Below are 15,441 nucleotides of genomic sequence, written 5' to 3'. Positions count from 1 at the left end.
ATACCTCCTTATTATTATGTAGCTTTGCTACGTTTTAGCTTAGTCATACTAAGCTTCCCATTTAGTTTATCATCGGGATGTATTGTCTTGTCCTAATTCCTATTGTATATTCAATATTTATGTTTCGTCAACCTCTAATTCGCTGTTTATCAGTATTTTTGTTGTTTTTTTCAATCTGCTTCAATCTTTCCCACATTTCTGGTAGGTCTTTTTCATCAATTTCTAAGTCTGAGAACACGTGTGGATGTCTAAATGTGAGCTTCTTGCAAATCCCATCCGTAATGTCTAGAAGGTTGAAGTAGCCAGACTCTCTGCCTAGCTCGCTGTGAAACACTATGTGAAGCAGTACGTCCCCAAGCTCTTCTATTAGGTTATCTAGGTCGTCATTTTCTATTGCTTCTTTTACTTCTGTAGCTTCTTCAACTATATGGTCCTTAAGTGATTCATGAGTTTGCTTAGCATCCCAAGGGCAGCCATCTGGTCCTCTTAGCTTTCTAACTATGTTTATGAGGTCAGAAAGATTGCTGTAGGTTTTGTGAATTACTCTTGGAATGTAGAGGCTAGTTAAGTAATCGTAGCATATTCCCATCTGGTCTAACTCATATATTTTACATACTGTTATTTCTTCTGTGCCTGTTATTCCAGCGTTTTTAACTATATATGCCTCATGTTCATCTGGATATGCTTCTAGTAGCTTTAATTTTGTTTCAGAGGCTATGAGGTTGTCATATACCTGAGTGATTACTAAATCATGCTCAGTATCTAGGCTAAGAGTATCTATGTTAAATGCATCCTTTAGCTCAAATCCATCTGAAGGGTCTCTTTTTACTGCGGCAAATAAAGCGTCAATAAAGCTCATGGATGGATAAGTTACTATTTCTATATTTTGCTCTTTGCATTTTTCATGAAGAATAGCTACTGTTTGCTCCGCTACATAAGGATGCCCAGGTACAGCGTATATGATTTCATTTTGTGTTTTCACTTCATCAATCAAGTAATCTACAATAGCTTCATATACCTGCTCAAATACCTCTCCAGTTTCATAAAATCTATCAAGATATTCTGCCTTCATACCTCTTTGCTCTAGAGTATCTATTACTGGGTGTTTTTTTGTTCTAATATAAAGTGGAAGATTTGAAGCTGTCACTATCTCATATACTTTGTAGCTAATGTTATCAAGACTTCCTGGACCGAGTCCTACTATATTTATTTTCATATAAAGTTCCTTTTTATTTTATTTTTACGCAAGTGATACGTCAGCCATTATAACACCTACAATATTTCCATTTTCTTTTATTGGAAGAGATACTGCAACGCAGTAGTTCCCTGTATCTGTAGATATGTATGGCTTTGATTCATAAGTATTTCCTGCAATAGCTGATTTAAAATACTCTGCATGAGAGAAGTTAAGCTTGTAGTCTTCTTCATCTATGCTCGACACTAAGCTTAATCCACTAGCATCTAGTATACAGATTACTTCAAATGATGGATATGCTTTTGCCAATTTTTTTAGCTCTTCTCTTGCTACTTTATTATTTTCTCTTTTTAAAAGTGACGTATCTGTCTGCTTATTTGCAAGTGCTGATTTGGCATTTGCTATGCAGGTTTTCATTTTATCAGTAAGAGGTAAACTCTCAGTATAAGAACGGATAAAGCCAAAGATTTCCTGAGTTCTTTTTTCTGTTTCTAATAGCATTGCTGTGATGTTTTGAGACTTTGCATAGTAATTCTGACTTCCTGCTCTCATATCTTCAGACAGGCTAGTTACATCCTCCATAAGCTGAATAAAATCAGCAGATACAAGTTCAACTTTTTCTCCTAGCTTTTTCTGAATCTGGGTGTTTTTTTCTAGATTTTTCATTTTTGAGGCTGCTTTTTTGGCTTCCTCATCTATGATCTGCATAGATGCTATAGAGTTATCAGCCACTTTCGCTTCTTGCTCTACATGGTTCATCTCTGTGGTTACATTTTCTGTTATGTTTATGATTCTAGCTGCCAAATCTGTCAGTGTAGAGTCAATTTTTTCTACGGCTTCTTGAGACTGCATAGCAAGCTTTCCAATTTCCTGAGCAACAACAGCAAAACCTCTTCCAGATTCTCCTGCTCTAGCTGCCTCTATCGAAGCGTTTAGTGAAAGTAGATTTGTTTTGTTTGCTATGCTTTGTACTTCCTCTATGATTTTATTAATATTTTTTATTTCACCAGCTAGCGATGTCATGTTTCCTGCCAAATCCAGTCCAGTATCTTTTGTAGTGTTTAGAAGCTTTACAACTTTTAGGAAATCTTCTTTTCCATGTATGATTGCATCATGCATTTGGCTTAATGCATCAGTTACTTCCTTGGCTCCTGTTTCAGATTCTTTTGAGCTCTCTACAAACTGCTCTAAAGATTCTTTAAGCTCAGATATTCTCTCACTTCTTTGATTCATCTGTTCAGCAAAATCATCAACTCTTTTGTCTACCATAGCAAAGGTTTCATTGGCTTCTTCTAGGCTACTGGAAAGTACCTCTGATTCTTCTGACATTTTTTGTGAAAGTGCATAAAACTGACCTAGATTAGTTCTGATATCAATTATAAAGCTATTGATGTTTTGAGCAAATTCTCCAAGCTCACTAGGTATCATTTGAGTTAAATTTCTTTTTTTAATTTCCCTAGATGCTCTGATATGTTCATCCGTAATCTTGCTACCACCAAAAAATCCCATAGAAGACCTCCCTTAGACTTAGTTAAATATCATTAAGTTATAATATATAGCTTAAACTATTACTATTGATTTTGCAAACCTTTGGAAACTTTTCTACCATATTATCATAATTTTCAATCAATAGTCTTATGAATTTAATTATATATGTAATTTATGTTAATTTCAAACCAAAAATCACGAGGGACGGTTCTTTTTGACCACTCCCATTTAATTTTATTGTTTTCTTAAATTTTTTAAAATCAAAAAGAACCGTCCCTTTTGATTCCTTATGAGGAAATCAAAAAGAACCGTCCCTAATGATTTTGTTATTTGTAGTAGGTTGTTCCGCCTTCAAATAGTAGTTGTTTTGAAGTTATTTTGTAGTTGTTGAAGAGGCCTTTTTGAACTCTTTCTGTGTGTCCCATTTTGCCTAGGATTCTGCCGCATGGGCTTACTAGGCCCTCTATTGCTCCGTAAGAACCATTTGGGTTATATGGTAGCTTCATCGTAGGATTTCCAGAGTCATCTACATACTGAAAGGCTACCTGGTGGTTGTCATACAGCTGTTTTATTACTGCTTCGCTTCCGATTAGTCTACCTTCTCCATGAGATACTGGTATCTGATGGATATCTCCTTCAGTTAATAGGCTAGTCCAAGGTGAGTTTGTAGCTACTACCTTTGTTTTTATAAACTGAGCCATATGTCTTCCTATAGCGTTATGAGTAAGTGTAGGTGCATCTGAATCAAGTGTCTTAATCTCACCGTATGGAAGAAGTCCAGTTTTTATAAGTGCTTGGAAGCCGTTGCAAACTCCAAGTATCAAGCCATCATTTTTTTCTAGTAGCTGAGCTATTGCATCGCTGATTCTAGGTGAGCTAAGCACTGCCGCTATGAATTTACCTGATCCATCTGGTTCATCCCCTAAGCTAAAGCCTCCAGGTATCATAAGAATCTGAGATTCTCTGATGGTTTTTTCTAGTTCCTTTAGAGATTCATCTATATCTTTTAGTGTTAGGTTTCTAAGGACCTGAATGGTTGCTTTTGCTCCAGCTTTTTCAAAGGCAAAGGCACTGTCGTATTCGCAGTTTGTTCCTGGGAATACTGGGATTACTACCTTTGGCTGAGCAATGCTCGTTTTTGCTTTACTAGGTTTTGCCTCTAGCTTTGACTGAGCTTCAAATACAGTTTTTACTGTTTCTTGAGCTGGATTTTTGGTTCCAAATACAGACTCAAGTGGCTCTTCATAGGCAGCCTGAAGGTCTTTTAGCTCTATAGCTACACTAGCTCCTACTTTTAGAACTGGAGTTTTTTCTACTTTTCCTAGTGTCATAACTCTTGCATCTTCCTCAGCTAGCTCTACTACAAATGAGCCGTATAGAGGTTTAAACAGCATATCTGCTTTTAAATCTGCATTTAGATTTACTCCTAGGTTGTTTCCAAATGCCATTTTAGTTAGTCCAGCTAATATACCTTCATGCGTAACTGCATAGGCTGATTTTATTTTATTCTCCAAGGCTAAAGCTTTTAGTGTATTTAGGTTGTCTTTGTACATTTCCATATCTAGCAGGTTGTCCTCTGTAGCTGGAGTGAAAAGTAAGCCTATGGTGTTTCCTGCTTCTTTTAGCTCCTGTGATATGATTTTTTCGCTGTCTTGATATGATACTGCAAATGATATCAAGGTAGGAGGTACATTTAGGTCTTTGTAGGTACCTGACATAGAGTCTTTGCCACCTATAGCAGGAAGATTCAGCTCTCTTTGTACTTTTAGAGCTCCTATAAGGGCAGATAGGGGCTTACCCCATTTGCGCTTGTCTTCGCCTAGCTTTTCAAAGTATTCCTGGAGTGATAGTCTAGTTTTTTCTACTGGTGCTCCTAGGGCTGCTATCTTGCTCACTGACTCTATCACTGCATAGTAAGCTCCATGAAATGGACTCTGCTCAGATAGATATGGGTTGTAGCCATAGGTCATAACTGAAGCAGTAGATGTATCTCCATCTAGAGATGGTATGTTGCATGCCATACCTTGAGCTGGTGTAAGCTGATAATCTCCACCTAGAGGAATCAGCACGCTAGCCGCTCCTATAGTGTTGTCAAATCTTTGAATCAGACCTTTTTTGCTACATACATTCAGGTCTGCTAGTCTAGATTTTAGCTCTGCTTCTATATCTTTAATTTCTGTCTCTGCAAACATATCTAGAGTGTAAGGAATTTCTACTTCTACTTCTTGAGATGAGGTAACTCCTGCACTATCTAGGAAGGTTCTATCTATATCTACCATGACTTCATTGTTGTAAGTCATAACTAGTCTATTTGTATCTGTTACTGTAGCTACTACTGTAGCCTCTATGTTTTCCTCGTGGCACAGCTTCATAAATGCATCTAAATCAGCTGGCGATATCACACAAGCCATACGCTCTTGTGATTCTGAGATTGCTATTTCTTTTGGTGTAAGTCCAGCGTATTTTAGTGGAACTTTATCTAGCTTGATATCTAGTCCATCTGCTAGCTCTCCTATTGCTACTGATACTCCACCTGCTCCAAAGTCATTACATTTTTTGATTAGAGAAGCAGCTTTTGGATTTCTAAATAGTCTTTGAAGTTTACGCTCAGATGGCGCATTACCTTTTTGGACTTCTGCTGAAGATAGTTCTATAGATTTTTCTGTTTGCTCTTTTGACGAGCCTGTAGCTCCACCTACTCCATCTCTTCCTGTTCTTCCGCCGATTAATACTATGATGTCGCCAGATTCTGGCTGTTTACGTATTACGTTTTCTGCAGGAGCCGCTCCTATTACTGCGCCTACTTCCATTCTTTTAGCTTTAAAGCCTGGGTGATAAACTTCATCTACAAAGCCTGTACAAAGTCCTATTTGGTTTCCATATGCGCTGTAGCCTCTAGCTGCTTCTTGAGTTATTTTTCTCTGTGGCAATTTGCCCTCTAGTGTTTCGCTTATTGCTTCTCTAGGGTCTGCTGAGCCTGTTACTCTCATAGCCTGGTATACATATGAACGTCCAGATAATGGATCTCTTATAGCTCCACCTAGGCAAGTTGAAGCTCCACCAAAAGGCTCTATCTCTGTAGGATGGTTGTGAGTTTCGTTTTTGAACATCAATAGGTAATCTTGGTCTTCACCGTTTACTTTTACTTTTATTTTTACTGAGCAAGCATTGATTTCATCAGATACCTCTAGGTCATCTAGCTGGCCATTTTTTCTCATGTATCTAGCCATTATGGTAGCCATATCCATAAGAGTGAGTGGCTTTTCGTTGTTGTGAGCTTTTTCTCTTAGGTCTAGGTAGTCCTTGTATGCCTGAAGCACTGCTAGCTGAATAGCTTTATTTGCTGAGGATATAAAGCTTACATTTTCTAGCACTGTGTTAAATGTAGTATGTCTACAGTGATCAGACCAGTAAGTATCTACCATTGCAAGCTCTACTTCACTAGGGTCACGATTTTCTTTAGTTTTGAAATAATCTTGGAAATATTTTAGGTCCTCTAGCTTCATAGCTAGGCCGTTTTTTGCATGAAAATCTGACAGAGCTGACTCATCCATAGCTATAAAGCCATCTATCACAGCTTTTGTCTGGATGATAGGCTGCTCGTCTTCTAATAGATTTGGAAGCTTCATGCTGCCTTCTTGCTGGTCTACTGGGTTGATAAGGTAGGCTTTGATTTTTTCCAGCTCTTTGGCTGTAACTTTACCTTTGATGTCATAGACTCTAGCACATCTGATTTTTACATCTTCTTTTCCTAGCACCACTGCTAGTGACTGAAGCAGGCCATCTTCTCTTTGGTCGTACTGTCCTCTATGAAGCTCTACAACAATAGGGCTAGTCATAGATTTTTCTACTTCAAATGCCTCTTCTTGGATATATATATCATCTACAGGTGGCTCGCTGAGGATGGTTTTTGATATTTTGTTTATCTCATCTATAGTTATGTTTTGCATATCATAGCGTTGATATGGGCTTACTGATTCTAGATGTATTCCTAGGCTTTCCTTAATCTGAGCTGCAAGTGAAGCTCCTTCAATGTCAAACTCAGCTTTTTTCTGAACATAGATTCTTTTTACCATAGGTCCGATATCCTTCCTGTAGGTTTTTCCTTCAAAATCAATAAGCTCTGCCATTTTATATGCTTTTTCCATAGCCTCATCTAGAGTAGGGGCTTTTGCTGTAAGGCTAAGTACTCTGCCTCCATTTGTCACAGCTGTATTTCCATCAAGCTTTGTTCCTGCGTGAAATACTACTCCAAGGCTATCTATCATAGCTTTATCTTTTATAGTTATAGGCTTTCCTTTTTCATACGCTCCTGGATAGCCTTTTGATGCTAGAACTAAGGTTACTGCCTGATCATCACTCCATTTTATATCCAGTTCATTTAGTTTATCCTGGGTTGCCATGTCAAATATCTCTAGTAAATCCGTCTCTAATCTAACTAATATGGACTGAGTTTCTGGATCTCCGAATCTAGTGTTAAATTCAAGTACCTTGATACCCTCTGGAGTAATCATGAAGCCAAAGAATATGATTCCTCTATAACTAAGCCCTTCTTTTTGCAGTCCCTTATGATATGCCTGAGCTACCTCTTTTATCATCTCATCGTGATAGGCTAGGGCTATAGGGTTTGGCGAGTAAGTTCCCATTCCACCAGTGTTTGGCCCTCTTTCAGCTTCGTAGATTCTCTTGTGGTCTTTTGCTGTAGGCATAGCTACTATTGTGTTATGGTCTACAAAGCAAAGCAGGGATGCCTCTATGCCTTCGATGTATTCTTCTAGTACTAGCTCAGTTTCTCCAAAAATTTTATTTGTCAGTACCTCAGTTATAAATTCAAAGCCTTGTTCTAGGCTCTCAGCTACTACTACTCCTTTGCCTGCGCAGAGTCCATCAGCTTTTATTACTGCCTTGCCGTAAGGTGAGCTAGTAAACATCATTTCAAATGCCTGCATAGCTTGATTTATATCTGAAGTCTTTATGTACCTAGCTGTAGGTATTTCATTTCTTAGCATGAACTCTTTTGCAAAGGCTTTGCTACCCTCTAGCTGAGCTGAGGCTTTTTCTGGTCCAAAAACCTTTATCCCCTCTGCTGTGAGTATATCTACTACTCCCATGCAAAGAGGATCCTCAGGTCCAACTATTACAAGGTCTATGCTGTTATTTTTTGCAAATTCTACTAAGCCCTCTACATCTGTTGCTGAAATGTCTATGCATTTTGCTAGCTCAGCTATTCCTGCATTGCCTGGAGCTGCGTAGATTTTTTCTGCTCTGCTGCTTTGACTTAGTTTGTAGATGATAGCGTGCTCTCTAGCTCCGCCCCCGATTACTAGGATATTCATAGGTTATCCTCCTGTTTTTATTGTGAATATGACAAGGTTATAAGTGCCCATTGACACTAAATTTGCATCAATGGGCTATTTTATTCTAGTGTTTAAAGTGACGAGTTCCTGTAAATACCATAGCTATTCCTGATTTGTTGCAGGCATCTATGCTATCTTGATCTCTTCCTGCTCCACCTGGCTGCATGATAGCTGCTATGCCATGCTCTGCTGACAAGGTCACACAGTCATCAAATGGGAAGAAGGCATCAGACGCTAGGCTGCATCCTGCAAAGTCTTTGTCTGGGTTATTTCTGATGGCGTTTTGAAGTGCCCAGATTCTAGATGTCTGTCCACCACTGATAGCTACTGTTGCTCCGCCCTTTGCTATTACTATAGCATTAGATTTCACATGTTTACATACTATCATGGCAAATTTCATATCATCTAGCTGAGCCTTAGTAGGAGCAGTAGTTGTAACTGTCTCTAGCTTTTCGCAGTTTAGATTGTCTGTTTCTTGGATTAATACTTTTCCGCTAGCGAATTTTACATCTAGTCCAGATTTTTTATTGTTATAGTTTATAACTAGGATTCTTAGATTTTTCTTTTTCTTAAGTATTTCTAGGGCCTGCTCACTATATGAAGGCGCCGCAACTATTTCTAGGAAAATTTCATCCATGGCAGTTGCCGTTTCTGCATCCATTTCTTTATTCATAGCTACTATTCCGCCAAATATAGACATTTTATCTGCTTCATAAGCTCTTACAAAGGCTTCATAAATAGTACTTCCTATAGCTGCTGCACACGGAGTTGCATGTTTGATTACTGCTACAGCCGGCTCTTCAAATTCACTAGCTAGCTCTAGAGCAGTGTTTAGGTCGTTTAGGTTGTTAAATGAAAGCTCCTTGCCATGAAGCTGAATCATGCCTGTCATAAGGCTAGTAGTCATAGCATCCTCATAAACTGCTGCGTTTTGGTGAGGGTTTTCTCCGTAGCGAAGAGATGATTCCTTTAGTAAACCTATAGCTGTTCTTTCTGGGAAGGTTTCATTTTCTAGCCCAGCAAAGTATCTGCCTATCATGGCATCGTAGTATCCAGTAAGCGAGAATGCTTTGTAAGCTAGTTTTCTTTTGTAGGCTTCATCTAGAGTTTTATTTGATAGTCTTTCCAATATTTCTTGATAATCTTTCGGGTCAGTTACTACTGCTACATCTTTATAGTTTTTAGCAGCTGATCTAATCATTGATGGGCCACCGATATCTATATTTTCTACTATTTCATCGTGAGGCTTGCCAGATTTTAGGGTGCCTTCGAAATCGTATAGGTTTACTACTACCATGTCTATAGGGTCGATTCCATGCTCTTTTACTGTAGCAACATGGGTTTCATTTGCTCTGATATGTAGGATTCCTCCATGAACCTTTGGGTGAAGGGTCTTAACTCTTCCGTCTAGCATTTCTGGAAATCCAGTAAGCTCATCTATTGATATAGCTTTTACTCCAGCGTCTAGTAAAACTTTCAAAGTTCCACCAGTAGATACTATTTCATAGCCAAATTTTTCTAGTCCAAGGGCAAAGTCTGCAATTCCGGTCTTGTCAGTTACACTTATTAGAGCCTTCATATCTCACCTCGTATATTTTAAAATTTAATTAGTTAAACTTCTTATAAATAACTATTGCATGTTTTTATTTACTTACTCATAGTCATTTACTTTGTTATGATATTGATTATTGCTCTTCTATTATTTTTATAGCTTCTTTAAGTATCTGATGTTCTATTACTAGCACTGCTTTCTGAAGCTCTTCAGGAGATTTAATTACATCGTAGTCTACTATTAGTTTTTTCTGAATTATAATCGGTCCTTCATCCACCTCGGCTGTCACATAGTGAACTGTTGCTCCTGTTTGGTCTTTTTTGTCAGCAAATACTTTTTCGTGAACATAAAGCCCATACATCCCATGACCTCCATATTCTGGAAGCAGGGATGGATGGATGTTTATTATTTTATTTTCGTAAGCATTTATAAGCTCTGAGCTGATTACTTTTAGATATCCAGCTAGTACTATTAGGTCGATTTCATTTTCTAGCAGAGCATCTAGTAGCTCTTTATCTGACTTTATAACTAGCGCTTTTATTCCAGCATTTTCTGCTCTTGTCAGTCCATAGGCTGAGGCTTTATTTGATACGACTAGTGCTATTTCAGAATTAAAGTAGCCTTCCTTCTGGGCATCTATAAGAGACTGAAGATTTGTTCCTGAACCAGAGACTAAAACTGCTAGCTTTAATTTTTGCATCTGGTCTTTAGATGTTTCCATTTAAAATCACCTTTTTACTGCCTTTTTCTACAGTTCCGATGATAAAAGCGTCGTCCCAGCTATTTTCATTGATATGGTCAAGTATAGTTTTTGCTTCTTCCTTGTTTACTACTACTACCATTCCTATACCCATGTTAAAGCTTTTGTAGAGTTCTTTTTCTTCTATTTTGTCTAGAGCTAGAATTTCTTTGTATATCTCAGGCATATTCCATGAGCCTTTGTTGATGTATACATCTAGGTCATCTGGCAGTACTCTAGGTACGTTTTCAAGAAGTCCTCCACCTGTGATATGAGCTATAGCCTTGATATCATATTTTTCTAATATATCCATAATCGTTTTTACGTAGATTTTAGTAGGTACTAGAAGTAAGTCACCTATAGTTCTGATGCTAGTATTTATCTTATCGTTTATTCCTAGTCCTAAATGGTCAAAGAAAAGCTTTCTTGCTAGCGAGTAGCCATTGCTGTGCAGTCCACTAGATGCAAGTCCTATAACTACATCTCCTTCTTTTACTCTAGAGCCATCTAGAATTTTTGCTTTGTCCGCTATCCCTACTGCAAACCCAGCTAGGTCATATTCATCTTCCGTGTACATATCAGGCATTTCTGCAGTTTCTCCACCTATTAGCGAGCAGTCTGCCATCTTACAGCCGTCAGCTATTCCGCCAACTATGTTTGCTATTTTTTCTGCATTTACTTTGCCTGTAGCTACGTAATCTAAGAAAAATAGTGGCTTTGCACCTTGGCAAATAAGGTCATTGACACACATAGCAACTAGGTCTTGCCCTACGCTGTGGTGCTTGTCCATCATCTGAGCTATGATGAGCTTTGTTCCCACGCCGTCTGTAGCCGCAAGTAGCACAGGCTCTTCCATATGCTTAAAATCTTTTAATGAAAATCCTCCAGAAAAAGCTCCCAAATCTCCTACCACTGCGCTAGTGTAGGTAGATGCTACCTTGCTTTTCATTAGCTGTACGGCGCGATTGCCTTCGTCAATATCGACTCCTGATGCTGCATAGGTTAACTTTTCCATCATATCCTCCAATTTTTTAATAGGTATTTTTAATATTATTTATAGTACGCAAGGGTCAAGCGGATACTTTCCATCAAAGCAAGCCTTGCAAAATTTAAACTCTGGTCCTGCCGCTTCTCTTAGGGCATCTATAGATATAAAGCCTAGTGAATCAGCGCCTATATTGTCACAGATTTCCTGCACTGTGCTGTGAGCTGCTATTAGGTTTTTTCTTCTAGGAGTATCTATTCCAAAATAGCATGAGTGAGTAACTGGGGGAGATGTGATTCTCATATGAACCTCTTTTGCTCCTGCTGCTCTTAGGCTCTCTATTAATCTTTTAGAAGTAGTTCCTCTTACTATTGAGTCATCAACCAGTACTACTTTTTTTCCTTTTACCACATCTACTATAGGGTTTAGCTTTAGTTTTACTGCTATTTCACGTTCTCTTTGAGTCGGCTTGATAAAGGTTCTTCCCATGTAGCGATTTTTTACTAGCCCTTCCATTATAGGGATGCCAGATTTACTTGAAAAACCTATAGCTCCCGGCCAGCCTGAGTCTGGAACTGGAACGATTACATCTGCATCGACTGGGCTTTCCTTTGCTAAGATTTCTCCTGTTTTTACTCTGAATGAGTAAGCATTTAGTCCATCTATTGTTGCATCTGGTCTAGCAAAATAAATATGCTCAAATATACAAGTCGACATAGGAGCCTTGTGCTCGTACATATGGGACTCCATTTTATTGTCTTTTACTATTACTATCTCTCCAGGCTCTAAATCTCTGATATATTCTCCACCTAGTACATCTATTACTCCTGTCTCAGAAGCAAAGATGTAGTCATCTCCACGTCTTCCCATAACTAGTGGTCTAAAGCCGTATGGGTCTCTTACTGCTACCATTTTGTCTTTTAGCATTACTACAAGAGAGTAGGCTCCTTTTATGAGGTCCATAGTTTTTTTAACTGCATCTAGCATATTCCCATTGTAGTATCTAGATATAAGATAAAGAATAACCTCTGAATCTATAGTGGTTTGGAACATCATTCCATCTTCTTCTAGTCTTGTCTTAAGTAGTTGATTATTTATTAAGTTTCCATTATGAGCGATTGCTATTCTCTTGCCTTTTGAAAATCCAAGCAGTGGCTGAGTGTTATATTCGTAGCTTCCTCCTGCTGTAGAGTAGCGTACATGTCCTATTCCTATATTGCCGTTCATGTTTTGAATATTTTCTTCTCTAAATACCTCTTGAACTAGTCCCATTCCTTTATGACAGCTGATATCCTTGTCATCTGAAACTGCTATTCCGCAGCTTTCCTGTCCTCTATGCTGAAGAGTGTTGAGTGCATAAAATAAATCTCTTACTACTGGTTCGTTAGAATATACCCCTACGATTCCGCACATAATTATTTAATCCTTTCTAATACTTCTTGGTAGCCTTCAATAACAGAACCTAAATCTCTTCTAAATCTATCCTTATCAAGCTTTTTATCTGTATCCTTATCCCATAATCTGCAAGTATCAGGAGAAATCTCATCTGCAAGGATAATCTCACCGTCTTCTGTTTTTCCATATTCGATTTTGAAATCAACAAGCTTTAGATTTGCTTTCATAAAAAAGTCTTTAAGAATTTCATTTATTTTAAATGTCTCTTGCTTGATAAACTCTACTTCTTCTCTAGTAACTATTCCTAGTGCAATAGCATGATCATCGTTTATTAATGGATCCCCTAGGTCATCTCTTTTGTAGCAAAATTCAAAGATCGGAGTTTCAAATGCAATACCTTCTTTTAGGTCTAATCTTTTCGCCATAGAACCTGCGCTTATATTTCTAATTATAACCTCTAGCGGAAGAATAGTTACTTTTTTTACTAGCATATCTCTTTCGTCGATTTGCTTTATGAAGTGAGTTTTGATGCCTTTTTCATTAAGCATAGTGAAAATGTGACTAGATATCGCATTGTTAAGCTGTCCTTTTCCTGCAAGCTGGTCTTTTTTCTCTCCGTTAAATGCTGTTGCATCGTCTTTATAGTGAACTATATACTCATTTGGATTTTCTGTTAAAAATACCTGTTTAGCTTTTCCTTCATATAACATTTTCATAATATATTCCTCCAGTATTATAATTTTAAAATATAGTTTAAAAGATTAATAATCTCGCTCAATTTCGTAATTATATAGTTTTAGTACCCTTTGCTTTTTAAAAGGTCTTGTTCTTTAGAAAGAACTTCTAGTCTCATTTTGTTTTTGTATTCTTTTAATTTTGTAGCTGTTTTTTCATCCTTTAGCGCTATAATCTGAGCTGCAAGGATTCCTGCGTTAAGTGAACCGTCTATTGCAACTGTTGCTACTGGGACGCCTTTTGGCATCTGAACTATTGAAAGTAGAGCATCTAGTCCATCAAGGGTTGAAGCTTTTACTGGAATACCTATAACTGGCTTTAAGGTTTTTGATGCTACTACTCCTGGAAGGTGAGCTGCTTTTCCTGCTGCTGCTATGAATACTTCAACTTCATTTTCCATTTCTGTAAGATATTCTATAAGCTCTCCTGGTGTTCTGTGAGCAGATAGTGCTCTAAGGCTCACCTCAATATCCATTTCTTTGAAAAAATCCAGCATTTCTTTTAATGAATCAAAATCAGATACAGATCCCATAACAACAGATACTTTCATAACATCCTCCTCAAAATTTACAAAATTAGTTAATTTTCATAGATTTTTTGTGAAAAAAAGCCCACCTCGAGAATCAGGTGGGATTTTGTATTTAATTAGTTTAGCCTGCTAGTATTACTTTTGCTATGAACAATACCGCAAGTACATATAATGCAGGTGTTACTGTCTTTCCTTTTCCTGCTAGCAGTTTGATGATAGCAAATGATACTACTCCAAACAAGATACCTTCAGCTATAGAGTATGCAAGAGGCATCATTACGATAGTTAAGAAAGCTGGAATAGCTTCTGTCATATCGTGGAAATCTATTTTCAGCATAGATGATGCCATCATTACCCCAACCAGAATAAGTACTGGAGCAGTAGCTTGAGATGGAATCGCTATGAAGATAGGTGAAAATAATAGTGAAGCTATGAAAAGCATTCCTGTAACAACTGCTGTAAGTCCTGTTCTTCCGCCTTCAGAAATTCCTGATGCACTTTCAACAAATGTAGTTACTGTTGAAGTTCCAAGTATAGCTCCTGCTGTAGTTCCTATCGCATCTGCAAATAGAGCTTGCTTAGCTTTCGGAAGCTTGCCGTTTTCGTCTAGCATGTCAGTTTTTGCTGCAAGACCTACTAGGCATCCTACTGTATCAAATAAATCTACGAATAAGAAAGTAAATACGATGATAGCCATTTCTGGTCCAAATATCTGAGCTTTATCAGCTTGAAGAAAAGCTCCAAATATAGGGCTAAGTGATGGAGGTGCAGATGCAAATCCTGAAGGAAGAGCAACAATACCTGTAACCATACCAACTGCGGTAGTAACTAGCATCCCTATTAAAAATGCTCCTTTAATGTTTCTTGCAAGAAGTCCTGCTGTTACTAAAAGTCCGAATAAACTAAGTACTATAAGTGGCTCTCGAAGATTTCCTACTGAAAGAATAGCTCCACCAGCCTGTACGATTCCTACATTTGCAAGTCCGATAAATGCGATGAATAATCCGATACCAGCACTAACTGCATTTTTAAGTCCTAGCGGTATGGCATCTATAATTTTTTCTCTGACGTTAAAGAATGTTAAGATAATAAAGATAATACCTTCAATAAATACTGCCATAAGTGCAAATTGCCAAGTATAACCCATACCAAGTACAACAGTATAAGCAAAGAATGCATTTAGTCCCATTCCTGGAGCCAGTGCAAAAGGGTAGTTTGCTAAGAATCCCATAACGAAAGTCGCAATAGCTGCTGCAAGTGCTGTAGCTACGAATACCGCCCCTTTATCCATGCCTGCATCAGCAAGAATCATAGGGTTTACTACCAATATGTACGCCATAGTCATAAATGTTGTGATACCTGCTAGTACTTCTGTTTTCACATCTGTGTTGTGCTCCGACAGCTTAAAGGTTCTTTCTAAGAAGCCCTTTGGTGCCTGATTTGCAATATCCATTTCATACCTCCTG

General features: G+C 38.0%; 10 protein-coding genes. All 10 read right to left on the bottom strand.

Going from position 1 to position 15,441, the window contains the following annotated elements; translation table 11 throughout:
- Window positions 1-127: 127 nt before the first annotated feature.
- The 10 genes from CLOST_RS01850 to CLOST_RS01805 all read right to left on the bottom strand — a co-directional run bounded on the left by CLOST_RS01850 (window position 128) and on the right by CLOST_RS01805 (window position 15,428).
- A complete protein-coding gene (locus CLOST_RS01850) occupies window positions 128-1,216 on the bottom strand; it encodes a MazG nucleotide pyrophosphohydrolase domain-containing protein (protein WP_013360564.1) in 1,089 nt (362 codons plus the stop codon).
- Between the two features lie 24 nt (window positions 1,217-1,240).
- Window positions 1,241-2,704: a methyl-accepting chemotaxis protein gene (locus tag CLOST_RS01845; protein WP_013360563.1), complete on the bottom strand. Its 1,464-nt coding sequence runs from the start codon at window positions 2,702-2,704 to the stop codon at window positions 1,241-1,243.
- Window positions 2,705-3,009: 305 nt separating this feature from the next.
- Entirely contained in the window at window positions 3,010-8,019 is a 5,010-nt protein-coding gene (locus CLOST_RS01840) for a phosphoribosylformylglycinamidine synthase (protein ID WP_013360562.1), read from the bottom strand.
- A gap of 85 nt (window positions 8,020-8,104) precedes the next feature.
- Complete coding sequence (gene purH, locus CLOST_RS01835; protein WP_013360561.1) at window positions 8,105-9,619, bottom strand: bifunctional phosphoribosylaminoimidazolecarboxamide formyltransferase/IMP cyclohydrolase; 1,515 nt, start codon at window positions 9,617-9,619, stop codon at window positions 8,105-8,107.
- Between the two features lie 106 nt (window positions 9,620-9,725).
- Complete coding sequence (gene purN, locus CLOST_RS01830; RefSeq protein WP_231853138.1) at window positions 9,726-10,313, bottom strand: phosphoribosylglycinamide formyltransferase; 588 nt, start codon at window positions 10,311-10,313, stop codon at window positions 9,726-9,728.
- Complete coding sequence (gene purM / locus CLOST_RS01825) at window positions 10,300-11,346, bottom strand: phosphoribosylformylglycinamidine cyclo-ligase (protein ID WP_041487073.1); 1,047 nt, start codon at window positions 11,344-11,346, stop codon at window positions 10,300-10,302. Before purM ends, purN begins: the two co-directional genes overlap by 14 nt.
- Window positions 11,347-11,385: 39 nt before the next feature.
- Window positions 11,386-12,729 (bottom strand): amidophosphoribosyltransferase, encoded by a 1,344-nt coding sequence (gene purF / locus CLOST_RS01820; protein WP_013360558.1) that lies wholly within the window; start codon window positions 12,727-12,729, stop codon window positions 11,386-11,388.
- 2 nt (window positions 12,730-12,731) lie between these two features.
- Window positions 12,732-13,427 (bottom strand): phosphoribosylaminoimidazolesuccinocarboxamide synthase, encoded by a 696-nt coding sequence (purC, locus tag CLOST_RS01815; RefSeq protein ID WP_013360557.1) that lies wholly within the window; start codon window positions 13,425-13,427, stop codon window positions 12,732-12,734.
- A gap of 80 nt (window positions 13,428-13,507) precedes the next feature.
- Window positions 13,508-13,996: a 5-(carboxyamino)imidazole ribonucleotide mutase gene (gene purE / locus CLOST_RS01810; RefSeq protein ID WP_013360556.1), complete on the bottom strand. Its 489-nt coding sequence runs from the start codon at window positions 13,994-13,996 to the stop codon at window positions 13,508-13,510.
- Window positions 13,997-14,096: 100 nt separating this feature from the next.
- Window positions 14,097-15,428 (bottom strand): NCS2 family permease, encoded by a 1,332-nt coding sequence (locus CLOST_RS01805; RefSeq protein ID WP_013360555.1) that lies wholly within the window; start codon window positions 15,426-15,428, stop codon window positions 14,097-14,099.
- Window positions 15,429-15,441: the final 13 nt, after the last annotated feature.

The organism is Acetoanaerobium sticklandii (genome assembly GCF_000196455.1).
GTDB lineage: Bacteria > Bacillota > Clostridia > Peptostreptococcales > Filifactoraceae > Acetoanaerobium > Acetoanaerobium sticklandii.
This window is presented reverse-complemented; position numbering and strand designations above follow the sequence as displayed.